Source organism: Mesorhizobium sp. LMG17149 (assembly GCF_024518695.1).
GTDB lineage: Bacteria > Pseudomonadota > Alphaproteobacteria > Rhizobiales > Rhizobiaceae > Mesorhizobium.
In genome coordinates this window covers 175,047-198,811 of record NZ_JANIFL010000007.1, presented here as the reverse complement: position 1 = coordinate 198,811, position 23,765 = coordinate 175,047, and the positions used below count along the sequence as shown (strand labels likewise).

The window sequence follows — 23,765 nt, the reverse complement described above, 5'->3', positions numbered from 1 at the left end:
GAAAAAACAGATAACTCGGGCATCCCGCGAGCGCCCGCAAGATTGCGGCGCGCTCGTTAGTGCTCAGACCCAGTGGGCGACGGTCCGTTTCTCAAAACTTTCCCGGAACTGGGCGGTGGTTTTGGGGAGCAGCTCGCCAGTCTCCCAGTCGAGGATCACGGCATAGTGCCGAACCGCATCGAGCGTATCGATCTCGCCGGAGCGGTATTTGCGCGCGACCTCCTCGGGATCCATGCGTGCCCAGTCCTTCCGTTTCGCCCGGATGTCGGCACGGCAGGCTTCGGTTGCTGTCCCGTCGATTTCGTACTGGCACAGGTCGCGGTCGATTTCGCGGATCACCACGCCGTAATCAGTCCTGGCGCGCTCCAGGGAAACGTAGTCGTCGATCACGTCCTCCATCACCTTGCGGGGCTCGCGCTCCAATGGATCGCCGAAACCGCCGCCGCCGGCCGTCGGACGAGCGAACTGGTCGCCTGTGTGGACGGAGTAATCGGAGAATACGGAGCCGAGCCAAATCTCGGTCTCTTCTCCGGCGCGCTTCATGGTCAAGCCGTGGGGCATCGACGGCAGGCCTCCTTCGACACCCCAGACGACAGCGCGCTCGCGGTCGCAAATATAGGACATGACGGCATTTTCAGCCTCAAGCAGCAACGAAGTCTTCTGCACGCCGACGCCGCCCCGCCATTTGCCGGGCCCGGCTGAATCCTGCTTGATCTGGAACTCGAGTGTCCGAGTGGGATTCACCCGCTCGTTGCCTTCGTTCGGCTGCGACATCAGCCCGGTTCCGAAGCAGGCGGTGGTGACATCGGCACCATCCTTGCCGTTGCGCCCGCCCCAACCGCCGGGCAGCCATTCGTAGAACATGAAGATCGGCTTTTCGGGTTTGCGCGCGTCCCGTCCCCCGGCCAGCAGATATTCGAGGTTGAAGGCGCAGGCGATAGCGCGTTCGGGCATGATCTTCGACCACATCTCGAAGATCGCGTTCATGATCTTTTCGAACGGCATCAGGAACCCGGTCACCGCCACCGGCCATTCCGCGCTGACGATGCTGTTCTTTGGCGCGGTTACCTCGATCATCCGGTAAAACCCGCTGTTGAGCGGGAGGTCCGGAAAGAAGGTCTTCATGCCGGCGACCACGGCCGAGAAGGTCGCGCCCGGGGCGGAATTGTACATCGAGGCAATGGTCGAATGGCTTCCCGTAAAATCGTAGTGGATCGTGTCGCCCTTGATCGTCATCTTGATGCGGATCGGGATCATGCCTTCGCCGGCACCGAGATCCCGGTCGATGTAGTCGACCGTCTCCCAGGTGCCGTCGGGCAACTCCGCGAGACGCTTTCGCACGGCACGTTCGACGTAGTCCTGAACCTCCTCCATCCCGCGCATGACCTGGCCGCGTCCGTACTTCTTGACCAGCCGCAACAGTTCGCGCTCGGCGGCCTGCGTCGCCTGCGCCTGGGAATGGATGTCGCCAATGATCGATGCGGGATCGCGCGTGTTGGCCGCGATCATGTTGGCGACGTCGGAGCAGAAGCGGCCGCGCTGGAAAAGGCGCAACGGCGTGATCCGCAGGCCTTCGCGGAACATGTCGCGGGCGGTGACGTCGAAGGAACCCGGCACCGAGCCGCCGAGATCCGACCAGTGGCCGTTCGACTGGGAGAAGCCGATCAGTTTGTCTTCATCGAAGATCGGCCGGACGAGCCTAACATCGCTGAAATGCGTACCGCCGGCATAGGGATCGTTGATTGCGTAGACGTCACCGGGTGCCATATCGCCTTCGAAGACCCGGATCACCTCCTTGCACGTGTTGTGCAGTGTGCCGACATGGACCGCGATGTCGTAGTTGCCCTGGGCGACGGAGTTGCCATCGGCGTCGTGCAGGGCGTTCGAAAAGTCTCGGTTGTAGATGACGAAGGAATAGCAGGTGCGAAGCATCTGTTCGGCCATCTGGTCGACGGTGGTGATGAAGGAGTTCTTCAGCACCTCGAACGTTACCGGATCGAGGCCAGGGCTCGTTTCAATCAGCTTTGTCATGTCTCAGCCTTTCGTCACGATGAGAATGTTCAGGAAGCCGTCGACAGTCGCGCTCATTCCCGGCGGGACCACGGTGGTGGAATCGAACTGTTCGACGATGGCCGGTCCCGCAAAGGCAGCGCCGGCGCTGAGTTGGTCGCGTTCATAGACAGCCGCGTCATGAGATACGCCGTCGAACCAGACGCCGCGGCGGCCGAGGGGCTCGGGCACATGAGGCAAGACTTCATGCCGCGGTATCTCGGCTTTCGGGACGATGCCGATCGCCTTGACCGCGATGCGGAAGATCGACACCGGCGCCTCTTCGCGGCGGTAGTTGAACTCGCGTTCGTGTTCGTTGTGGAATGCCTCGATCAGCGAGCAGATGCTCTCGATCCGCGCCGGGGCTGACACCGCGAGCGAGCGCCACTGGCCCTGGTACATCATCTCGACCGTACGCTGCAGCGCCATGTCTTCGCGCGCCACGCCCTCATGGGTCAGGCGCTCAACGGCCTGTTCTTCCATCAGAACAAAGGCCGTCTGCATCTCGGCGGGCGAGACCGTCGAAGCATCGGCCATGAAGCTTTCGGAGAAATCATGCTGCACGTCGACGAGAAGGCAACCGAGCGCGGAGGTGACGCCGGGATTGGGCGGTACGATCACGGTTGGAATCGACAGCTCCTTGGCCACGGCCGCTCCGTGCAAAGCGCCAGCACCGCCGAATGCGACCAGTGCAAAGTCGCGCGGGTCATAGCCTCGGCTGATGGAGAGAAGCCGGACGGCATTGCCCATATTGGCGTTGGCGACGGCGATGATCGCCTCGGCCGCCTGGTGGAGTTCCATGCCGAAGGGTTCCGCCACCGTCTCCTGAACCGCTCGGGTGGCCAGAGCGGGGTCGAGCGTGATCTTGCCGCCCGCAAGGCTGGTGCCGAGACGACCGAGCACGACATTGGCATCGGTGTTGGTGGCGGTGCGGTTGCCATTCTTGTAGCAGGCCGGGCCCGGAAAGGCGCCGGCGGACTGCGGTCCGTTGCGCAAGCTGCCGCCCTCGTCCTGCCATGCCAACGACCCGCCGCCAGCACCTATGGTCAGCACCTCGATGGAGGGGAAGCGGATCGGATATCCGAATTCGATGTACCAGTCTTTTGTGATGCGCGACTCCCCGTTCCATGCGAGCGAGACGTCGGTGCTGGTGCCGCCCATGTCGAAGCCGATCGAGTTCGGGAAGCCACAGAGATTTCCGATGAAGCGGCTTGCGATCGCGCCGGCGGCGATGCCGGATCCCGCGAGCCGGGCCGAGAAATCCCTGACGCTCGCGGGCGTCATGACCCCGCCACCGCTGTGCAGCAACAGGAGATCTCGTTTGTATCCGGCGGCGGCAAGCTTTTCTCCGAGACGCGACACGTAATCGACGACGACCGGGGCGCAGACGGCGTTGGCCATGGTGGTGGAAAAACGTTCGTGCTCGAAGATTTCCGGCATCACCTCCGAGGAGATCGAGACCGGCAGATCCGGCATGGCCTCCTTCAGAATCTCACGCATGCGGCGCTCATTGGCGCCGTTGACATAGGAGTTCATGAAGCAGACGGCGATGGACTTGACCTGCCGTTTGACGAGAATTTCCGCGACGCGATGAGCGGCCTCTTCGTCCAGTGCTTCCAGGATCGTGCCCTCGGCACTGACCCGTTCCCGGACTGTCAGCCGGTCGCGGCGCGGGATATACGGCTTGGCGACATCCTTGTAGGTGTCCCAGAGGTCTTCCTTGTTGGCGCGGCGGATCTCGACAACATCACGGAAACCCTCGGTGCAGACCATTGCGGTGCGTGGCAGGCGGCGGGTGATCAGCGCATTGGTGGCGACCGTCGTACCATGAGAGAACAGCGTCACCTCCGAAAGATCGATGCGGCCCTGCTCCACGCCATTCATGATCGCCTGCATGGGATCGTCAGGCGTGGAGGCGGTCTTCTCGATGCGGATCGCGCCGCTGTCTTCGTCCATGATGCAGATGTCGGTGAAAGTCCCTCCGACATCGACGGCAACTCTTATTCTGCTCATGACAGTTCCTTCGCGGGATATTTGCGGGCAAGGCCCGGCTTTCGCCGCCCTTGCCGGGGCGGCGTCGCAATAGATTATGGAATTGGCCCGGATTTCGCCGGGTCTAGTGCCGCTCTCTTGAGGTCGAAGCGCGGCCTGCCCGGTTCGCTGCTTCGCGACGGGTATCGGTCGGTGCGCAACCGAACCGCGTCCGGTAATGCTTGCAGAATTGAGACTGGTCGGCAAAGCCCCAGCGGTAAGCAATCTCGGCAACGCTGCTGATGTTGGTCACCGACATCAGTTCCTCGGCGCAAAGTTCAAGCCGGGCGTCGCGGATGAAGCCGTTGATCGACTGGTTGCTGTCCTGAAAAAGAACCTGCAGGTAACGCAGGGAAATCCCGCAGGCATCGGCCACCGCCTGCGGGCCGAGGCCGGAATTCTTCAGATTGTCGCGAATATACTGCTCGGCACGATGCAAATGGCCGGCCCGGATCGACGAGATGCTGCTGTCCAGCACGCGATCGTCGCTCACGATCGACAGGCACAGCATTTCCAGGATGTGCCTGCCCATCATCTCACGAGCGACTTCAGTGATCTCATCGACATGGCCGATCGTGGTTCGCACCGTGTCGAGGAAGAGCGCGGCGACGCCCTGGGTCGCGTCGAAACTGAGCGCACTGAGCCGTTCGGCAGACCCGATCCGCGCCCGAACGCTCGACGATGGCACCTTCAGGACCCACAGCGCGTTTGGCTTGCCGTGCCAGAATTCGTAAGGCGCGTCTCCCCTCTCAACGAGGAAGCCCCCCGGACCGCAATTGACGGTCCTCGACCCTTGCGAGAAATTCACCTCCGACATCTCCGGGATGGTGATGAGCAGGCTGGCGTCACGTTCGTTGAGGAAGTGGCGGCGATGGCGGCGATAGCTTACGGCATCGCAGCGCATTTTAGACACGCTGACGAGCCCAAGCGAGAAGGTTTCCAGCGTGCCCGAAAATTCACGACGGTTCCGATACTCGGTGTCGAGCGGAAAATAGGCTTCGGTAACAGCGGCTTGCCAGGCATCACCGCCTGTGGGACCGCCGATCGTATCGACGACGTATTTCATTCCCCGACCTTTCTGGTTGGCCCCGGTTAGCCCGGTGTTTTTCTGAAGATTACAGGAATCCGCCGGCGCGTATTGGTCAAAAACGAATAAACTTATGTGGCCGTTGGCCCAAGAGCCGGAGCTCGCGACGGTTTCAGTTATCGTCACGGTCCTGGTGTGCAGTTGATCAAACCAGCCTTGGGCGCGCAAACCGCAAGCCAAATTGGAACCATACATCGGCCTCGACCGGCTCGTGCACCTTAGGCGCGGTCGTCGCCGTGTTTGGTTTCGCGCGATGAGGATGGCGGGACACAGCGCGCATCCGAAACTTCTTCGCCAGGCAACTTTGCACGAGCCCGCGGCCGAGAAACCCTGTTCCGCCAAAAATGGCGCCGATCCGCTCGGCTCCTCGGTCGTTTTGGCATGAGCCCAAACCCTTCCACGCGCGAAGCAATGCGGCGGCCTAGTCGGCCGCCGGGATCACCCGCCAAATCTTGTTGCCCACATCATCCGCGATCAGCAATGCGCCAGTTCGGTCGATGGCGACGCCGACCGGACGGCCGAATGCCTTGTCATCGTTGCTCAGAAATCCGGTAAGCACGTCCTGCGGCGGCCCCGACGGCTTGCCGTCGGCAAACGGCACGAAGATCACCTTGTAGCCGCTTCGCGGCATGCGATTCCATGAACCATGCTGGCCGACAAAGGCGCCATTCTTCATGTGCGGGCCGAACAGGTCGGCGGTGTTGAAGGTGAGCCCAAGCGACCCGGTGTGCGCCCCGAGTGCGTAGTCGGGCACGATCGCCTTGCCAACGAGGTCCGGACGCGGTGGCTCCGCCCTGACATCGATGTGTTGGCCGAAATAGCTGTAGGGCCAGCCGTAGAAGGCGCCATCCCTGACCGATGTCATGTAGTCGGGAACGAGGTCGCTGCCGATCTCGTCCCGCTCGTTGACGACCGCCCAGAGTTCCCCGCTTTCAGGGTTCCAGGACAGGCCGTTCGGGTTGCGCAGACCCGACGCAAAGAGCCGCGTCTGCCGCGTCGCGAGGTCGATTTCGTGCACGGCGGCGCGGCCTTCTTCCTCCTCCATGCCATTTTCGCCGACATTGGAGTTGGAGCCCACGGTGGCATAGAGCTTCGTTCCGTCCGGACTGGCAATGACGTCCTTGGTCCAATGGTGATTGCGGCCGGCTGGAAGCTCGACGATCTTCTCGGACGGAGCAGTGATCTCGGTGGCGCCATCGCGATAGGGGAAAGCGACGACCGCGTCGGCATTGGCGACATAGAGCTTGCCGTCGAGCAGCGTCATGCCGAAGGGCGAGAAGAGGCTGCTGAGGAGGACTGTCCTGGTCTCAGCCACGCCATCGCCGTTCTCGTCGCGTAACAACGAGATACGGTTGGCGCTCCGCACCTCGGCGCCAGCCCGGCTCTGGAACAGTTTCATGAACCAGCCACGTATGGAAAAACCTTCGTCAGGTTTTGGCGGCGCATTGCTTTCGGCGACCAGCACGTCGCCATTGGGCAGCACGTGCAGCCAGCGCGGATGGTCGAGGCCGCCAGCGAATTCGTTGACGGCGAAGCCTTTGGCGGCGACCGGCATCTTGCCTTGGGGCCAAGGGGTCGCCTCGGCAACGTGGACAGTGGGTATCCAGGTCGGATTGGGTTCGGCAAGCGTCGGGTTTGGACCGTAGGTCTGCTCGATCGGAACGGTGGCCTGTTCGCGCGAGAAGAAGAACAAGCCCGCCCCCGCGATTACGACGAAGGCGACAATGACGAGTAAGACGCCCAGAATTTTTCGCATTGGATATTCCCGAGGATTGGGACAGTGACGTAACGCCATCAGGGCGTTCCGGTTGCGGCGGCACGCGACATTTGCGCGAAATAGGCGGCCAGTGCGGCAATATCTTCGTCCGAGAGGTTTTTAGCAGCGTTGCGCATCAGATGGGCGAAGCGCGTGCCGCCGCGCTTTTCCTCCCGGAAAAGCTCGAGCTGGGTCGCAATGTATTTGGCGGGCTGTCCGGACAGTTCCGGATAGATGGGGTTGCGGTCCGGACGACCGTGGCAACCCAGGCATGCCGGAACGTCGCGCTCCGGGATGCCGCGTCGCGCGATCTCATCTGCACGCGCGATCCGGGCACGGTCCGGTTGCGTCGACGTTGCAGGCGCAGGCAGCGCGGAAAAATGCCGCGCGAGATCGGCGAGGAGTGCAGGGTCGACAGCGGTGACAGAAATTCCCATGACACCGCTCTGGCGGTGGCCGGCAGCGTAGGCTCTCAAACTTTCAAGAAGATAGGTTTCGCGCTGAGAGGCCAAGACGGGCGTTGCGGGGCTCCGGCCGAGCCCGTCCGTGCCGTGGCAGCGGGTACAGTCGGCGAGTGCGCGTTCGAGGCCTTGTGTTTGGCCAGTCGACGGTTCGCTACTGCCATAAGCAAGGTCGCGCCACCGCGCCTCGTCCAGCGTCGGCAGTTCGCGCAGGAAGGCGACCATCGCCCAGACTTCATCGTCGCGCTGCTGCGTCGGCCAGGCCGGCATGCCGGTGAAGCGCACGCCGTGCTGGACGATGCGGAAGAGTTCGGCGTTCGTCCATTCGCCAACCTTGCCGACAAGGTCCGGCGGCTGCGGCAGCATCGCAAGGACGGCGGGCGAGCGCGGTTCGCCGGGCGCGCCGTGGCAGATGGCGCAGCCGCGGGCGAAATGGCCGGCAGCCGGCTGAATAGCGTAGCGCGGCAGCTCGTCCGGCACCTTGACCGTGAGTGCGTATGTCCGTACGGCCGAGCGCATGGCGAAGTGCAGGAACCACTCGGTCACCTTCCAGTGGCCGGTCGAGGCGCCAACGTTGAAGAAGCCGATCCAGGTCGCGAAAAGCACCGCGACGGGTAAAACCGCCAGGCCTCTCGCCAAGTGTTTCCAGTTGACGTGCATCAGCCAGCCAGCCTCTCGGTTTTGCCGCCTAGGAGCCTGGCAAGCAGGAAGACGCCTCCAGCGAGGTAAACGGCAGCGCCGATCATCAACATGATGATGCCGCCGAGCGCCTGGTCCTGCCCCGCCCCGAGCACGAGGCCGAAGCACGTCACTTCGCCGAGGCCATAGAGCGGTCGCGAGGCGAGCGAGAGCAGCGCGCCAAGCAACGTCATGTGGATGGAGGTCAGGAGCAACGCGAAGGCGCCGGCAGCGTCCCTAGCCGGCGCATCGGCATTGCGCGGCGCCATGCACGTCAGCCACAGGAACAGCCCGGCGCCAAGGAAGGACACCTGCTCGATCATGGTGGCGATGGTCGATGTCTCGGCCCACTGGCGCGCAGCCGGCGCATGCCAGCCCCAGACGACAATCAGTTCGACGAGAGAGGCGATAAGGGGAGCGGCGGTGGCCACGGAGCGTATCGTCCTGGCAATACCGATTGCTATCAGCGGCGCCGCGATCGCGACGACGCCCATGTGGACAAGCATGTGAGCCGCGAACGAGCCACGCCACGCATCGAGCAGCGGTCCCGCCCAGACCAGCGCGAGGGTGACGAAGCCCAGCAACAGGCTTGCCGTCCTCATGAGGAGCATCCGTCGATGAAGAGCAGCGGCAGCGCCACGTAAAGCACGGCGACGAAGCTCAGGCCGCAAAGCAGTAGCGTGGCAAACCCCTGGAAGAGGTTGCGGTCCGTCGCTGTGGGATCGTCGTGCGGCGGGTCGTTCGTGCCGAAGCCCCACTGCCTCCAGGCGAGCCACCCGGACAAGACGATCATCGCGAGTGCCCCCAGCGTCATAGCCACTATGCCAGCCTGGACGACAGCGAAACCGAGGTCACCGCGCTTGGCACACCAGATTGCGGCCAGTGCGTAACAGGCGAGGAAATGTCCGGCCCAGATCACGGGCGCGGTGAAGAGCGTCCAGAGCGTTTCGACCTCTTTGGGAATGATGCGCATCACCGTCTCACATCGCTTCCGGGAAAAGACCGATGACGGCGAAGGTGATGACAGCGGTGATCGCCATAAAATGCCAGTAGAGCGCGACGTTGTGCAGTTCCATGTCGTGCTCCCGCGTCAGGCGACCGGCGAGGCTGCGCGCAAGGCAATAGAGCTGCATGACGGATCCGACCGCGGCATGAGCAAGCGCCCAGATGACGAGAATCCAGACGATCGCCGGATAGACATGCGCGGTCGGCTGCATGTCATGCTGCCAGGGTCCGGCAAAACCGGCTGCAGAGGCAGCAAGCGTCAGCAGAAACGCGGCAACAAGCGCAACGCGTGCGCCGTCGATCCACCCGCTTGCGTTCAGTCGGCGCGCACCAAGCATCGCGACCCATGCGGCGACGAAGAGAGACAGCGCGATCATCGGCCACCGCATACCGGGACCCGGCTGCCCCAGAGTGAAGTCGGGATGGATGGTCCAGTAAAAGAAATAGCCGAAGATGAGGCTGGCGAAGGCAGTTCCGTCGCCAACCATCGTAATGAACATCGCCCACCAGCCAACAGAATCCGGACCGGAGGCATAGAGCGGCAAGCGCAATCCAAGGCCGACATCCTTGGTCTTCTTTTCCGGGGTTTCGCCGGTGCCGGTCCAGAGCCACCACAGAACGGCAGAGAGCGTACCGATGCCCGACAACAGGGCGAGGATCCAGAGTTCGAAGGTGAGCGCGACGAAGACGCCGCCGAGCAATGCGGCCGAGATTATTGTGATCGTGGTTGATGTCGCCACGCGCTGGCACTGTAGCGGATGGGCGTCGAGCACCGAGGTGATGAGCGTCTCGCGGCGATTCTCCTTGGCACTGCGAAGATAATAGGCGCCCTCATTGACCTTTTGCATCAGATCCGCCTGGTCCCAAAGCGGATACCGGCTCTCGATGATCGGAATGGATCGAACGCCCCAGTTCTCCTCGGGCTCGTTCAGCCATTCGAGCGTGCCCGCCTTCCACGGATTCTGCTCGCTGCGGGGTTCGCGATGCTTCGGCCGTACAACATCGAAGACAACCACCAGCACCCCTGCCGCGAAAACATAGGCGCCGATCGTGGAGATGAGATTCAGCCAGTCCCAACCGATCCCCTCGGGGTAGGTGAAGACGCGGCGCGGCATCCCGCGCAGGCCGCTGAGATGCATCGGAAAGAACGCGACGTTGAAGCCGGCAAACATCAGCCAGAAGGCGGTGCGCCCGAGACGGGGCGAGAGCATCCGCGCATTGATCAGCGGGTAATAATAGTAAACGCCGGCGACCAGCGGGAACAGCATTCCACCGATCAGCACGTAATGCAGATGTGCGACGATAAAATAGGTATCGTGCGCCTGCCAGTCGAACGGCACGAGCGCGACCATCACGCCGGTCAGCCCGCCGATGACGAAGATAGCGAGCCCGCCGGCGCCGAACAGCATCGGCACCGAGAAGATGACACGTCCGGCCAGCATGGTGGCGATGAAGACGAAGATCTGCACGCCGGTTGGAATCGCGACCGCTTCCGAGGCGGCCGAGAAGAATGCCAGCGAGATCTGCGGCAGGCCGGTCGCGAACATGTGGTGGATCCAGAGGCCGAACGATAGGAAGCCGGTGCCGACAGCGGCAAGCACGATCCAGGAATAGCCGACGATCGGACGTTGCGAAAAGGTTGGCACGATCATCGCCATCAGCGCGATGGCGGGCAAGAAGATGATGTAGACCTCGGGGTGCCCGAAGATCCAGAACAGGTGTTGCCACAGCAGTGGGTCGCCGCCCCGCGTCGGGTCGAAGAACGGCCAGTCGAACATGCGCTGCATCTCAAACAGGATGTCGCCGGCGATCAGCGGCGGAAAAGCGAATAGTATCATGCCCGCGACGATCAGCAGGTACCAGGCGAACAGTGGCATTAGGTTGATGCGCATGCCCGGCGCACGGCACTTCATGATGCCGACGATCAGTTCGACCGCCGCAGCAATGGAGGCGACTTCGATAAAGGAGAGGCCCAGCAGCCAGATGTCGGCACCAATGCCGGAATATGCCTTGTCAGTGGCAAGAGGCGGATACATGAACCAGCCTGAAGAGGGAGCGGCGTCGAAGAAGATCGAACCGCAAACGAAGACACCGCCGATCAGAAAGCTCCAGAAGCCGAAGGCGCCGAGACGGGGAAATGGCAGTTCACGCGCACCGAGCATTGGCGGCAGCAGAAAGATGGCGACGGCCTCGAAGATAGGCACGGCAAACAGGAACATCATCACGGTGCCATGCAGCGTAAAGGCCTGGTTATAGAAGTCGGCAGAGAGGAAATTGTTTCCCGGAACCGCGAGTTGCGTGCGCACAAGAAGCGCCAGAACGCCGCCAAACAGCATGAAGGCAAAGGCCGCACCCCCGTACCAGAGGCCAACCTGCGTATTGTTGACCGAAGTCCAGTAACGCCAGCCGATCGGCGTCTTCCAGACGAGGCGCAGCTGTTCTTCCTCGATCTTCTCTGCGGAGGGCAAGGCGTTTCGCTTGATGCGGGCTTTGAGGGTTGTCATTCGAGCCCCTTCAGCCAGGCGGCGATTTCGGCGATGTCCTGTTGGGGCAGCATGTTGAAGTCGGGCATCTTCGAACCCGGCTTGATCAAATGCGGATGGGCGATGAAGCTACGAACGGCCTCATCGTCGGTGGGCAATACGCCGGCACCAATCGTTCCCCGCGAACCCATATGCGAGAGATCCGGGCCGACACCACCCTCAGCTTGTGTGCCCGCAACGCGGTGGCACGCGCCGCAGCCGTTGCGAAGGAATATGTCGCGTCCGGGCAAGGATGCGCCGGGCGAAGGGTTCGCCCGCACAGCCAGCCATTCCCGGAAGGCAGCGGGCTGCATGGCGACGGCCGTGAAGGTCATCAGCGCGTGCGAGGTCCCGCAATATTCCGCGCAAGGGCCGCGGTAGGTGCCAGGTTTGGTCGCCAGCAACGAGAGCCGATTCACGCGACCCGGGATCATGTCCATCTTGCCACCGAGCGCGGGAATCCAGAAGGAATGGATGACGTCGGTGCTTTTCAGCAAGAACTCGACGCGCTCGCCAACCGGCAGCCTGATCTCGTTGGCGGAAAGAATAGGAACTCCGCCGTCAGCCGGGTGGTAGGCGACCCGCCACCAGAATTGCTCACCGGTCACTTCGATCCTGAGACCATTGGCTTCGCCGGCTCGTGCGAAAGGTCTCAGTCCAGGCATCAACCAAAGCGCATAGCCTAGCAAGAGAAAGAGGAGTAGCGAAGGAATGGCTGCCCCGCCCCAGAAAATCAGCCGGCTTGCAACACGCTCGTCTATGGGAGTGCGCTCATGACGTGTCGCGTGGGCCAGAAGACCGATGACCGTCAGCCAGATAAAACCGCCAGCAATGGCCATGAGCCAGAAAAGGTCAGCGATCTGGCGCGCTTCCTCTCCGGCCGGATCAAGCGCCGACTGGGCCCCCGAGCAGCTGGAACAGGTTCCCAAGCATAACCACAGCGCGAGCCAGCGCACCGCAGCGAGTTTCGTAATCCGGGCGCTTGTGCTTGGAACTGTTGACGAATCTATCCCTCCGATCGATGCCCTTGCTCACAAACGCGCCCGCAACCGAGTGGTTGCGCCGAAATTTCAGTTTAGCGGCAATGGCCAGTGCTCATGCAATCTGTGCGCCGGTTTCGTCATTTGTCGCGCCGGTAGGCTCGATTCCGGCGATCCTTTGTACGTCTCAGCAGGCAGCCACCTATTTTAAGGTTCACCAACTATCGGGACCAATCGAGCGATTTCTTGCACTTTGCGGCGTTCGACGGCGTGCCCAAGCCGTCTCGAAAAGTACCGTCTCCGCTCCAACCTGCGAGCAGGCGACCGAGCATTGGTGTTGGGTGAAACGTGGGCGCGCACCGAAGAGTTGTCGCCGAGCCGCCCGTCGATCTCGAACATCTCGATCAGGAACCCGCGCCTCCGGCGCGGTTGCAATGCCGGTCCTGTAAATGTCCGCAACGCCAGGGGGGCGGCTCAGCCATCGTCCCTGGCGACCAGTAGAAAAGGTTCGCGCTCCGGCGTCGTCACCGAAAAGCCCGAAGGGCCCACCGCGCTGAAAAAGCGATGGAACATGTCGATGAAGACACGCACGAAGAGTGGCTTTGCCGACCCGTACATGTCGGCGACGATTAGCGTGGGTGGCGGCAGTTCATCGAGGATTGGTCTTCGAACGATCTCCTCGCCATCGGCGGTGGCGCGACCGATCGGCCGCATGTTGAGGACGGCCATGCCGAAGCCGGATGCGACGGCCGAGCGCACCGTTTCATAAGAGCGCGTGCGAAAGCGCACCTCCGGTCGTTTCGCCAGCACGTCGAACAGGGTCAGGAGATAGGTCGCCGTGTGCGGCAGGTCGAGCAGCACCAGCGGCCGTGCCGCCAGTTCCGCCAGCCAGATGCCGTCGCGCGCGGCAAGGGGATCGTCTGCATTGAGCACGGCATGCGCCGGTACCTTGCAGATGCGGGTGACGCTGTCGATACCGATTGGACCGATGTCGTAGAGAATGGCCAGATCGATCTGGCCGGCGACAAGCCGTTCCTGCAACTGGACCTGGTCGGCCTCGACAAGGTCGATCTCGACATCGCCGACGTTGTCGAGGTAGCTGCGCAGCATCTCCGGCATGAACAGCGCGCCGAACGGCTCGAAGCAGCCGATGCGCAGGACCTTCGGCACGCGCCCGTTGAGGTCTCCGATCGACCGGTTGAACTCCGTCTCCGCCGCCAGCATGATGCGGGCGGCGGCGACGAAGCGTTGGCCGGCCGGCGTGATGGAGACGCCGCGCGCCGGCCGCCTGTCGAAAATGCGCGCCCCCATCCCGGCCTCGGCCAGAGTGATCGCCGCGAGGATGGAGGATTGCGAGATGTAGAGCGATCTGGAGGCCGCCAGCACGCTGCCAAGGCGGGCGACTTCGCAGACATAGCGCAATTGCCGAATGGTCAGATTCATGGCTCTTTGTTACATTAAATAGCGAATATTCCCCACAACAATACATTTTATGGTGATGAAAAAACCCGCCAGATTGCCTGGGCTGACAAGGCTGCCGGAAGAGCGGCCATGAAGTGAGGGGTTCGAACTGCATGCCGAATGGGCTGTCTCCCATTGCCGACGCCGATGATCTGTGCCGCCTGGCTGCTGCGGAGCTTAGCGCCGCCTACCGCGCTGGATCGCTGTCGCCCGTCGAGGTGACGCTGGCGGCGCTGGATCGCGCCGAAGCGATCAATCCGCTTTTCAACGCTTTCACCATGATCGACCGCAAGGGTGCGATCGAGGCCGCAGGTGCTTCCGAGAAACGATGGCGGGCAGGCGAGCCGCTGTCGGCGGCCGACGGCATACCGACGACGCTGAAGGACATCGTCTGGGTCGAGGGCTGGAGCGTGCGTTACGGCAGCAGGACGACGACTTCCGCCGCCTATGACAAGGATGCCCCCGCCGTTGCCCTGCTGCGCAGAGCCGGCACCGTCTTCATCGGACAGACGACGACGCCCGAATTCGGCTGGAAGGCGATTACCGACAGCGGCCTCTGCGGCATCACGCGCAATCCCTGGAATGCGCAAAAGACGCCCGGCGGTTCCTCCGGCGGAGCGGCGGTGGCCGCCGCCACCGGCGCCGGCGTCTTCCATCTCGGTACCGATGGCGGCGGCTCGATCCGCATTCCGGCCTCGTTCACCGGCATCGCCGGATTGAAGCCGACCTTCGGCCGCGTGCCCGCCTATCCGTCCAGCGCGTTCGGAACCGTCGCCCATATCGGACCGATGGCGCGGACAGCACTCGATCTTTCCGTCATGGCCGGCGCCATGTCCGGCCGCGATATCAGCGACTGGCAGCAAGGCGTGGGAACGCTGGCGCCGCTTGGCCGGATCGAAGAAGTTTTGCGGGGCGCCCGGATCGGCTACTGGTCGAAGCCGCCTTCAGGAGCGCTGGATTCCGGGATCGCCGCCGTCGTCTCCCACGCCTTGACGTGTTTCGACGCCTTCGGCGCGACGGTCGAGCCGATTGATCTTCCCGGTGGCGATCTCCTCGATCTGTTCCAGCATCACTGGTTCACCGGCGCCGCGGCGCGGCTGGCGCTGGTTCCGCCGAGCGAACGGGCGGGCATCGATCCGGGCTTCCTGGAGATCGCACAGGCTGGGGCGGCGTTCGACGTCCATACGCTCGTCGCCGCACAGTTGGAGCGCGCCGAATTCGGCGCCGCCATGGACCGGCTGCTGGACGACTATGATTTCATCGTTTCGCCGGGGACATCGATTCCAGCCTTCGACGTTGGCCTTGAAGTGCCTCTGGGCAGCGGCCTCTCGCGATGGATCGAATGGGCGGCGTTCAGCTACCCGATCAATCTCAGCCAGCAACCCGCCTGCGTCATCCCTTGCGGCATGACCGAGGCGGGCCTGCCCGTCGGCTTCCAGATCATCGGCGCGCGCGGCGACGATGCCCGCGTGCTTTCGGCGGCAGCCGACCTGGAAGCCGCTTTCGTGCCCATGACCCACGCGTTTCGCCAGAAAGATCTGGTGTGAAAGATTTCGCATGAAGAAAAGACTCTAACCAACGCCAAAAAAGGGGAACTTTGCCATGATGAACAGACGTGCAATGCTGCAGGGCGCGGTCGGCGCGGGTGCGGCCGGTGCCGCGCTTCTTGCCGATATGAACACTGCGGCGATCGCCCAGGACACCAAGCCCATTCCGGTCGGCTCGGCCCTGCCGATGTCCGGCATCGCCGCCGCCGACGGCATCGAGTTCAAGAACGGTCTCGAACTTGCCGCCGAGGAGATCAATGCGGCGGGCGGCATTCTCGGCCGGCCTCTCGAGATCCACATCGAAGACACCAAGGAAATGGGCGCCGACCTCGTCAGCCAGTCGATGCAGCGCCTGATCGACCGCTTCGAGGCGCCGGTCATCATCAATGGCTACAATCTCGGCACCAACATGATCGAGATGGACGTCGCCGCCGACAACGACGTCATCATGATGCACTACAACACGCTGATTTCGCACAATGAGAAGTTCAAGACCGACCCTGCCCGCTATTACAGCTCCTTCCAGGGCGATCCGCCGGAGTTCTGGTATGGACCGGGCTGCCTGAACTTCCTCAAGACGCTTGCCGCGGACGGCAAATGGAAGGCGCCCAACAAGAAGATCGCCATCATCCCGTCTGCCAACGAATATTCGATCGTCATCGCCAACGCGATCCGCGACAAGGCCGCCGAATACGGCTTCGAGGTTAGTCTGTTCGAGACCGTTCCGTTCCCGACCAACCAATGGGGACCGACGCTGGCGAAACTCCGCCAGGACCCGCCGGCGGCGATCCTGGTCACGCACTTCCTGCCGCAGGACCTGGCGCAGTTCATGGTCCAGTTCCTCGCCGAGCCGATCAACAGCCTGATCTACATGCAGTACGGACCATCGCTGCCGGCTTTCCGCGAGATCGGCGGCGAGGCGGTCAACGGCGTCGTCTATTCGACGGTGATCGGCTGCCTGCCGGACGATTTCTCCAAGCCGTTCCGCGAGAGCTACCGGGCCAAATTCGGTCCGAACTCGGCCTACATCACGGGATCGCAGACCTATGACGGCCTGTGGATGTGGGCGCTTGCCGCGGCAATCGCCGGTGGTCCAGGCGAACCGATGGACAAGGCGCAGACCACCAAGGTGGCCAATGCGATGAAGCGCCTGGTCTATCGCGGGGTCAACGGCACCTACCGGGCCGATCCGGCCGGCCAATCGGCCTTCTGCTATCCTACGCAGGTAGCCGATCCGTCGCTTGGCATGCCGCACCAGTTCCTGCAGCATCAGGATTACAAAACCGATCCGAAGCTGATCGCGCCGGTGCTCTATGCCACGGACAGCTTCATCCTGCCGCCATGGATCAAGTGACCGGACGCGGAAATGAAACCAACGACACCGGCCGGGCCGTTTGCCCGACCGGCTCCATTGGGTGAGAAATATGACTGAGGCCGCCGGTCCGATGCTGGTTTGTGACAGTGTGGTCAAACGGTTCGGCTCGCTGGCCGCCGTCGACGGCGTGTCGATGGTGGTCAATGCGGGCGAGATCGTTGGCATTGGTGGGCCAAACGGCGCCGGCAAGACAACTTTCTTCGACGTGGTGACCGGGATCACGCCGGCCAGTGGCGGCCGGGTGCATTTCGGCGACACCGACATTTCGGCGCTTCCGGCCGACCGCATCTGCCAACTCGGCATCGCCCGCACCTTCCAGCTCAATGCCGCCTTCGACAGCTTGACCGTTCGCGAAAACATCGAGATCGCCGCCTATTTCGGCCGGCAGCGGCGAAGGCTGGCCGGCTTCCGCCTCGGCGAGGATGTCCGGCAGGCAACGATCGAAGCGCTGGACTTCGTCGGGCTTGCGGCCAAGGCCGACGAGACCGTGGCGCGGCTGCCGGTGCTCGACCGCAAGCTGCTGATGATTGCCGGCGCCATCGCCACCCGGCCGAAAATGCTCTTCCTCGACGAGCCGGTGGGCGGGCTCAACGTCGCCGAGATCGACCAGATCATGGCGATGGTGCTGAAACTGCGCGACCAGGGACTGACCATCGTCCTGATCGAGCACGTCATGCGCTTTCTCCTGGCGCTCTCCAGCCGCGTGATCATCATGCACCATGGCAAGGTGATATTCGAAGGCCGGCCGGACAAGGTCGCCGAGGACCAGACCGTTGTCGAAACCTATCTCGGCCAGGGCACGCAGAAACGGCTGAAGAAATTCTTCGATGAGCAAGCTGCCGCGACGAATCCGGCGGTGGGGGGAACGCCATGACGGGCGCAGCCGCAAAACCACCTGTCCTGCAACTCGACGGCATCGTCTGCGGCTATGACGGACTCGACGTGCTCAAGGGCATTTCGCTGACCGTTCATGCCGGTGAATTCGTCACCGTCGTCGGCCCGAACGGCCATGGCAAGTCGACATTGCTCAAGACCATTTCCGGCCTGGTGCCGCTGCGCGGTGGTCAGATCAGCATCGCCGGCCGGCGCCTGTCCGGCAAGCCGCATGAGACGGCGATGCTGGGCGTCGCCCACGTGCCGCAGGGCGATATGCTGTTCGCGCAGATGAGCGTGCTCGAAAACCTTTTGATGGGCGGCTATCTCGCGCCGGACAAGGCCGAGATCGCGCGTCGGCTGGACGAGGTCTACGCGCTTCTGCCGAAGCTTGCCGACCGTCGCAACCAGATCGCCTCGAGCCTGTCGGGCGGCGAACGGCGCATGGTCGGCATAGGCCGCGGCCTGATGATGGGCGGGCGTATCCTTTTGATCGACGAGCCGTCGCTTGGCCTCGCGCCACTGATCATCGATCAGGTCTACGACGTCATTTCGCAACTGAGCAAGGCTGGGCGCACGATCCTGCTGGTGGAGGAGAACCCGGCCCGGGTCGAGGACCTCGCCGACCGCCTGCATCTGCTCGACGACGGCGCCATCGTCTGGTCAGGCAAGCCCGCCGAACTGATGGCGCGCGACGAACTCCTCGCTACCTATCTCGGAGGCTGACGCCATGACCGACGTTCTCATGGCCATTCTCGTCGCCGGCTTCACCTCGGGCGCGCTCTATGCGCTGGCGACGGTCGGGCTGTCGCTGGTCTGGGGTTCGATGGGCATGCTCAATATGGCCCATGCGGCGATGCTGACGCTTGGCGGCTACGTCGCCTTCACGGTGATCACCTCGCTCGGCCTGCCGGTCGCGGTCGGTTTCGCCGGTGCTATCGTCGCCGGTGCTTTGGCCGGCGCCATCCTCTATTTCGCGATCGTTCGCAATCTCCTGCAGAACGACAAATCGACATTCGAAGCCAACGTCATGATCGCCACGGTCGGCATCGGCATCGCCCTCGAGAATGCCATCCTCCTGACCTATGGCGGGCAGCCGCTGAAGCAGCCGGTCTCGATCGCCGGTGCCTTACGCCTGGGGCCGCTGACGCTGCCCTGGCAGAACCTTCTGATCATCGCTGTGGTGGTCGTGATGATGGTGGTCGTCTCGGCGGCGCTCGGCCGCACGCGGATGGGCCGTGCGATCCGAGCGACGGCGCAGAACCGCGACGCGGCGCAACTCATGGGCGTCGCCGTCAACCGCGTCTACCTGCAGGTGCTGATGCTGTCGGGCGCGCTCGCCGGCATCTGCGGCGTCATGGTCTCGTCGATGACGCAATTGTCGCCGCCACTCGGCAACGACCCGATGCTGAAGGCCTTCATCATGTGCGTGGTCGCCGGTCTCGGCAATCTGCCGGGCGCCATCGCAGCAGCACTTGGGCTGGCGTTGCTCGAATCCTTCGTCCAGTACGCCTTGGGCGCCAGGTGGGGCTTTCCATCGCTGCTGTTCGTCGTCATTGGCGTGCTGATCTGGCGGCCGTCCGGCCTTTTCGGCCACGCCGAAATCCGGCGCATGTGAGGGCATCATGACAGAGACACGTCCCATGTCCCGTTCCTCCATGTCCCGCTCGGCCAGGACTGATCTTGCCATCAGCTTGATGCTGATCGCGGCTGCGATCGCGCTGCCGTTCCTGGTCGACAGCCGCTACATCCTTGGCCAGATCGTGCTGGCGCTGTTCTATGCGACGATCGCCTCGCAGTGGAACCTCCTGTTCGGCTTCTCGGGCATCTTCTCGCTGGCGCAAATGGCGATCTTTGCCTTCGGCGGCTATGCGACGGCGATGCTCTGCTTCTATTTCGGCTGGAACGTCTGGGCAGCACTTGTGCCTGGCGCGCTGGGCGCCGTGCTGTTCTCGCTGGTCGTCGGCCTCGCCTGCCTTCGCCTGACCGGCGTCTATGTGGCGCTGCTGACGCTGGCGATCGCCCAGACGATGTATCTGCTGATCGTCACCGATACCGAATGTTTCGTCATGGTCGGCTCCGTCTGCCGCCAGTTCACCGGCGGCGCCGTCGGCTTTGCCCGCTTCGGCGACCTCGGCACCAGGGCCTTGCTCCGAGCGCAGTGGCTGGTCGGCAATTACGCCATCATCGCGGTGCTGTTCGCGCTCACCATGGTCTTCACCTACGCGATCGTCAAAAGCCCGATCGGCCTTGCCTTCCGGGCGCTGAAGGACAATCCGGGCTATGCGGTGGCCCGCGGCGTCAACCGCTTCCAGGCGCAGCTTCTGGTGTTCGGCATCTCCGCCTTCTTCACCGGGCTGGCCGGCGGTTTCTATGCCGCGCATTTCCAGGCGATCGGCCCCGGTGTGCTGTCGATGTCGCAACTTATGTTCATCATCGCCATCGTCGTGGTCGGCGGCGTCGGCACGTTCTGGGGACCGCTGGTCGGGACGGTGGTGCTGGTGCTGGCTGACGAATTGATGCGAGAGAGCGGCGAGTTCCGCACGCTCGGGCTCGGCCTGATCATCGCCCTGTCGGTGGTGCTGATGCCCAAGGGGCTGGTCGGCCGTTTTGGCGATGTCATCGACTGGCTCGGGCGCCGTCGCGCCAGCCCCGACAGCAAGCCAGCAGCAAGCAGCATTGTGCAAAGCCCGACCCCGGCCGGAAAGTGAGAGACTGACGATGTTCGATACGATCATAGTGGGCGCCGGCTCGGCCGGCTGCGTGCTGGCAAACCGGCTCAGCGCCGATCCTGCCCGCAAGGTGCTGCTGCTGGAGGCCGGGCGCGAGGCGCCGCTCGCCTCGGACGTGCCGTCGGACTGGCCGACCATGTTCAACACGGAAGTCGACTGGGGCTACTACACCGAGCCGCAGGCCGGCTGCCGCGGCAGGCGGGTGTTCTGGCCGCGCGGCAAGATGATCGGCGGCTCCGGCGCGCTGAACGCCATGATCTATATTCGCGGCCTGCCGTCCGACTATGATGGCTGGGCGGCGATGGGCTGCCCCGGCTGGGCGTGGGCTGACGTGCTGCCGGTGTTCAAGGCCAGTGAAAGCAATGCCGAACTCGGCAACGACCCGCTGCACGGCGCCGACGGGCCGCTGCATATCGGCAATGTCGGACATGTCGATCCCAACGAGCTTGCCTGGATCGAGGCCTGCAAGGCCGCAGGCTACAAGCAGAACCGCGACTTCAACGGCGTCGAGCAGGAAGGCGTCGGCCTGTTCCAGTTCACCATCAAGAATGGCGAACGCTGGGGCACCGGCAAGGCCTATCTGCGCCCGGCGCGGGAACGACCCAACCTGACCGTGAAAACCGGTGTGCTGGCGACGGGCCTGATCGTCGAGAAGGGCCGGGTCAAGGGCATCCGCTATCTCGTCAATGGCGAACCTGAGACCGCTTTCGCCGACAGCGAGGTGGTGCTGTCCTCGGGCTCGATCGGCAGTTGCCAGCTGATGCTGCTTTCGGGCATCGGGCCGGCCGACGAACTCGCCCAGGTCGGCGTTGCTCCCGTGCACGACCTGCCGGGCGTGGGCAAGGATCTGCAGGACCACATCAACATTCCGATCACCTTCTATACCAAGGACAAGATCGGCGTCGGCGCCTGGACCGACGAGACGCTGCAGCGCGACTTCGCCGAATGGCAGACATCGCGCAGCGGCCCGCGTTCCTCACCCTGGGTGGCGGCGGGCGGCTTCGTCAAGAGCCGGCCCGATATCGAGCCGGACCTGCAGCTTTACGGCGCCATCAGCCCGCATCGAGACTATGTTCGGTTCCTTTCGTCCAGACCCGGCATCACGCTGCACACCACGCTGCAGCGGCCAGACAGCCGCGGCGAGATTCGCCTGCGCTCGGCCAATCCGATCGAATATCCGGCGATCGACCCACGTTACTTCATCAGCGACGAGGATGGCTCGGACATCGCGACGCTGGTCGAAGGCATCCGCATCAGCCGGCGCATCGCGGCGCAGTCGCCGCTTGCCGAAATGCTCGCCGGCGAAATCACGCCGAGCGCCGAATGCGAGAGCGACGCCGAGATCGCCGACTATATACGCGGCCACTGCACGACGCTCTATCACCCGACCAGCACCTGCCGCATGGGTTCAGATGCGATGGCCGTCGTCGATCCGACGTCGATGAAGGTTCATGGGCTGGACGGGCTTTACATCGCCGACGCCTCGGTCTTTCCGAAAATGGTGTCGGGCAACACGAACGCGCCGACGATCATGATCGCCGAACGCGCCGCGTCAATGATCCTGGCGGGCTAGGAGACAAAACATGACGACAGGCTGGAATTTCCACGAACTCTATCTCTGGCACGAGACCGGCAATGCCGCGCAGTTCTTTCAGCCGAGCCTGACCATCGAGCCGGGCGAGCATGCGGAGAATGCCGACACGAAACGCCGATTCCGCAATCTGATGGAGGTTTCGGGCCTGACCGAGAAACTGTCCAAAATCGCCTCCATCGCGGTGAGCGAGGATGACCTCGCCCTGTTTCACGACCGCGACTACATCAGCCGCATCAAGCTGCTTAGTGATGGGCGCGGCGGCGATGCGAGCTATCTCACCCCCTTCGGCCATGGCAGCTACGAGATCGCCTGTCTGGCCGCCGGCGGCACGGCAGCGGTGATGGATGCGGTGTTGAGCGGCGATGTCGACAATGGCTATGCGCTGGTACGACCGCCCGGCCATCATGCCGAGCGCGGGCAAGGCATGGGCTTTTGCCTGTTCGGCAACGTTCCGGTCGCTATCCTGAAGAACCGGGCCAAACATGGCTTCGAGCGGGTCGCCAGCGTCGACTGGGATGTCCATCACGGCAACGGCACCCAGTCCGCCTTCTATTCGGACCCGTCGGTACTGACCATCTCGATCCATCAGGACGGGCTTTATCCACATGACAGCGGTCTTCACAACGAACGCGGCGAGGGCAAGGGCGAAGGCTACAACATCAATGTACCGCTGCCGGCCGGCTGCGGCCACGGCGTTTACATGTCCGTCTTCGAACGCGTCGTGCTGCCGGCGCTCAATCGCTACAAGCCTGATCTTATCGTCGTGCCGTCGGGCTTCGACGCCTCGGCGGCCGATCCGCTGGGGCGCATGATGCTGCATAGCGGCAGCTACCGCGACATGACGCGGATGCTGATGCAGGCAGCGGACGACCTCTGCGGCGGGCGCCTGATGATGTCGCACGAAGGCGGCTATTCCGCCTCCTACGTTCCCTATTGCGGCCTGGCGGTGATGGAGCAGTTGTCCGGCATCAGGACGCATATCGACGACCCGTTCCTGCCGGTCTTCGAAAGCTATGCCGGCCAACCCTTGCAGCCACATCAGGCGGCCGCTGTTTCCAGGGCGGAGGAACTTTTGGGCGGCATCGCCTAGAATTCTGATTGCGGTCAGCCAATGAGGCGATCTCAAGACACACCGGCGGCCAATCTCGCAAATGCGGGCATGCGCTGACGGTAGGCTAATGCATGTCGCCCAAAGTTCCGGTTTGGGACAACGACATGCACGAAAACAAAGACTTAAAGCGCGTCGTTTTTTGCGAGAAACTACGCCGGAGCACTCCAGACTACGCTAACCCCTACTCCCACTCGATTGTTCAAACAGCCTATAACTAATTGAAATTACACTAGAATGTTTCTATTGCCCCATAAGAGACCGACACCAGAGCCGTCAAAAAATTACACCTTGGTCCTAAAGGGAAATCGCCGCAAAGAATTTTTCGAGGGTTCACCAACTATCGGGGACCAATTGGGCGATTTTTGTACCTCAAGACGTTCGACCGCCTGCCCAAGCCGTTTAAAAAAAGTACCGTCACCGCTCCAATAGGGCATTGGCATGGGTCATAATGATCGACAAGCAACCGGTGTCGCACACACCCTGCTGCGGGCGGTGTGGCGCGA

General features: G+C 63.0%; 18 protein-coding genes. 8 read left to right on the top strand and 10 right to left on the bottom strand.

The window, feature by feature from the left end:
• Positions 1-63: 63 nt before the first annotated feature.
• From NP945_RS18290 to NP945_RS18245, 10 genes are all read right to left on the bottom strand, one after another.
• Positions 64-2,031 (bottom strand): hydantoinase B/oxoprolinase family protein, encoded by a 1,968-nt coding sequence (locus NP945_RS18290; RefSeq protein WP_127380462.1) that lies wholly within the window; start codon positions 2,029-2,031, stop codon positions 64-66.
• A gap of 3 nt (positions 2,032-2,034) precedes the next feature.
• Positions 2,035-4,062 (bottom strand): hydantoinase/oxoprolinase family protein, encoded by a 2,028-nt coding sequence (locus NP945_RS18285; RefSeq protein ID WP_256747146.1) that lies wholly within the window; start codon positions 4,060-4,062, stop codon positions 2,035-2,037.
• A 103-nt stretch (positions 4,063-4,165) separates the two neighbouring features.
• Complete coding sequence (locus NP945_RS18280; protein ID WP_236383165.1) at positions 4,166-5,362, bottom strand: helix-turn-helix domain-containing protein; 1,197 nt, start codon at positions 5,360-5,362, stop codon at positions 4,166-4,168.
• Positions 5,363-5,588: 226 nt separating this feature from the next.
• A complete protein-coding gene (locus NP945_RS18275) occupies positions 5,589-6,923 on the bottom strand; it encodes a sorbosone dehydrogenase family protein (protein WP_256747145.1) in 1,335 nt (444 codons plus the stop codon).
• A 38-nt stretch (positions 6,924-6,961) separates the two neighbouring features.
• The gene (locus NP945_RS18270; protein ID WP_256747144.1) at positions 6,962-8,044 is read right to left on the bottom strand and encodes a c-type cytochrome; all 1,083 of its coding nucleotides are present in this window, start codon (positions 8,042-8,044) and stop codon (positions 6,962-6,964) included.
• Complete coding sequence (locus tag NP945_RS18265) at positions 8,044-8,664, bottom strand: cytochrome c oxidase assembly protein (protein WP_256747143.1); 621 nt, start codon at positions 8,662-8,664, stop codon at positions 8,044-8,046. Before NP945_RS18265 ends, NP945_RS18270 begins: the two co-directional genes overlap by 1 nt.
• Complete coding sequence (locus NP945_RS18260; protein ID WP_236383169.1) at positions 8,661-9,035, bottom strand: hypothetical protein; 375 nt, start codon at positions 9,033-9,035, stop codon at positions 8,661-8,663. Before NP945_RS18260 ends, NP945_RS18265 begins: the two co-directional genes overlap by 4 nt.
• A 7-nt stretch (positions 9,036-9,042) precedes the next feature.
• On the bottom strand, positions 9,043-11,571 hold the full coding sequence (ctaD, locus tag NP945_RS18255; protein WP_256747142.1) for a cytochrome c oxidase subunit I: 2,529 nt from the start codon (positions 11,569-11,571) through the stop codon (positions 9,043-9,045).
• Positions 11,568-12,545 carry a cytochrome c oxidase subunit II gene (gene coxB, locus NP945_RS18250; protein WP_236383171.1) on the bottom strand — a complete coding sequence of 326 codons (978 nt, stop codon included), beginning with the start codon at positions 12,543-12,545 and terminating at the stop codon, positions 11,568-11,570. The genes ctaD and coxB overlap by 4 nt, the downstream gene beginning before the upstream one ends.
• Before the next feature lie 498 nt (positions 12,546-13,043).
• A complete protein-coding gene (locus tag NP945_RS18245; protein ID WP_127317779.1) occupies positions 13,044-14,012 on the bottom strand; it encodes a LysR family transcriptional regulator in 969 nt (322 codons plus the stop codon).
• A 131-nt stretch (positions 14,013-14,143) separates the two neighbouring features.
• Between NP945_RS18245 and NP945_RS18240 the strand changes: the two genes are divergently transcribed.
• The 8 genes from NP945_RS18240 to NP945_RS18205 all read left to right on the top strand — a co-directional run bounded on the left by NP945_RS18240 (position 14,144) and on the right by NP945_RS18205 (position 23,241).
• Entirely contained in the window at positions 14,144-15,577 is a 1,434-nt protein-coding gene (locus tag NP945_RS18240) for an amidase (protein WP_256747141.1), read from the top strand.
• 55 nt (positions 15,578-15,632) lie between these two features.
• Positions 15,633-16,931 (top strand): ABC transporter substrate-binding protein, encoded by a 1,299-nt coding sequence (locus NP945_RS18235; RefSeq protein WP_256747140.1) that lies wholly within the window; start codon positions 15,633-15,635, stop codon positions 16,929-16,931.
• A 70-nt stretch (positions 16,932-17,001) separates the two neighbouring features.
• The gene (locus tag NP945_RS18230) at positions 17,002-17,826 is read left to right on the top strand and encodes an ABC transporter ATP-binding protein (RefSeq protein WP_127317773.1); all 825 of its coding nucleotides are present in this window, start codon (positions 17,002-17,004) and stop codon (positions 17,824-17,826) included.
• On the top strand, positions 17,823-18,551 hold the full coding sequence (locus tag NP945_RS18225) for an ABC transporter ATP-binding protein (RefSeq protein ID WP_256747139.1): 729 nt from the start codon (positions 17,823-17,825) through the stop codon (positions 18,549-18,551). Before NP945_RS18230 ends, NP945_RS18225 begins: the two co-directional genes overlap by 4 nt.
• Positions 18,552-18,555: 4 nt before the next feature.
• Complete coding sequence (locus NP945_RS18220) at positions 18,556-19,443, top strand: branched-chain amino acid ABC transporter permease (protein WP_256747138.1); 888 nt, start codon at positions 18,556-18,558, stop codon at positions 19,441-19,443.
• A 25-nt stretch (positions 19,444-19,468) separates the two neighbouring features.
• On the top strand, positions 19,469-20,536 hold the full coding sequence (locus NP945_RS18215) for a branched-chain amino acid ABC transporter permease (protein WP_236383177.1): 1,068 nt from the start codon (positions 19,469-19,471) through the stop codon (positions 20,534-20,536).
• A gap of 10 nt (positions 20,537-20,546) precedes the next feature.
• Positions 20,547-22,130 (top strand): GMC family oxidoreductase, encoded by a 1,584-nt coding sequence (locus NP945_RS18210; RefSeq protein WP_236383179.1) that lies wholly within the window; start codon positions 20,547-20,549, stop codon positions 22,128-22,130.
• 10 nt (positions 22,131-22,140) lie between these two features.
• A complete protein-coding gene (locus NP945_RS18205) occupies positions 22,141-23,241 on the top strand; it encodes a class II histone deacetylase (protein WP_256747137.1) in 1,101 nt (366 codons plus the stop codon).
• Positions 23,242-23,765: the final 524 nt, after the last annotated feature.

What these genes read in the sequence shown, in the direction of transcription:
- NP945_RS18270 (WP_256747144.1), bottom strand. Translation starts at nt 8,044, where the DNA reads ATGCACGTCAACTGGAAACACTTGGCGAGAGGCCTGGCGGTTTTACCC.
- NP945_RS18235 (WP_256747140.1), top strand. Translation starts at nt 15,633, where the DNA reads ATGATGAACAGACGTGCAATGCTGCAGGGCGCGGTCGGCGCGGGTGCG.
- NP945_RS18230 (WP_127317773.1), top strand. Translation starts at nt 17,002, where the DNA reads ATGACTGAGGCCGCCGGTCCGATGCTGGTTTGTGACAGTGTGGTCAAA.
- NP945_RS18215 (WP_236383177.1), top strand. Translation starts at nt 19,469, where the DNA reads ATGTCCCGTTCCTCCATGTCCCGCTCGGCCAGGACTGATCTTGCCATC.
- NP945_RS18210 (WP_236383179.1), top strand. Translation starts at nt 20,547, where the DNA reads ATGTTCGATACGATCATAGTGGGCGCCGGCTCGGCCGGCTGCGTGCTG.
- NP945_RS18240 (WP_256747141.1), top strand. Translation starts at nt 14,144, where the DNA reads ATGCCGAATGGGCTGTCTCCCATTGCCGACGCCGATGATCTGTGCCGC.
- NP945_RS18265 (WP_256747143.1), bottom strand. Translation starts at nt 8,664, where the DNA reads ATGAGGACGGCAAGCCTGTTGCTGGGCTTCGTCACCCTCGCGCTGGTC.
- NP945_RS18245 (WP_127317779.1), bottom strand. Translation starts at nt 14,012, where the DNA reads ATGAATCTGACCATTCGGCAATTGCGCTATGTCTGCGAAGTCGCCCGC.
- NP945_RS18225 (WP_256747139.1), top strand. Translation starts at nt 17,823, where the DNA reads ATGACGGGCGCAGCCGCAAAACCACCTGTCCTGCAACTCGACGGCATC.
- NP945_RS18285 (WP_256747146.1), bottom strand. Translation starts at nt 4,062, where the DNA reads ATGAGCAGAATAAGAGTTGCCGTCGATGTCGGAGGGACTTTCACCGAC.
- NP945_RS18205 (WP_256747137.1), top strand. Translation starts at nt 22,141, where the DNA reads ATGACGACAGGCTGGAATTTCCACGAACTCTATCTCTGGCACGAGACC.
- NP945_RS18260 (WP_236383169.1), bottom strand. Translation starts at nt 9,035, where the DNA reads ATGCGCATCATTCCCAAAGAGGTCGAAACGCTCTGGACGCTCTTCACC.
- ctaD (WP_256747142.1), bottom strand. Translation starts at nt 11,571, where the DNA reads ATGACAACCCTCAAAGCCCGCATCAAGCGAAACGCCTTGCCCTCCGCA.
- NP945_RS18220 (WP_256747138.1), top strand. Translation starts at nt 18,556, where the DNA reads ATGACCGACGTTCTCATGGCCATTCTCGTCGCCGGCTTCACCTCGGGC.
- NP945_RS18290 (WP_127380462.1), bottom strand. Translation starts at nt 2,031, where the DNA reads ATGACAAAGCTGATTGAAACGAGCCCTGGCCTCGATCCGGTAACGTTC.
- NP945_RS18280 (WP_236383165.1), bottom strand. Translation starts at nt 5,362, where the DNA reads ATGTATGGTTCCAATTTGGCTTGCGGTTTGCGCGCCCAAGGCTGGTTT.
- NP945_RS18275 (WP_256747145.1), bottom strand. Translation starts at nt 6,923, where the DNA reads ATGCGAAAAATTCTGGGCGTCTTACTCGTCATTGTCGCCTTCGTCGTA.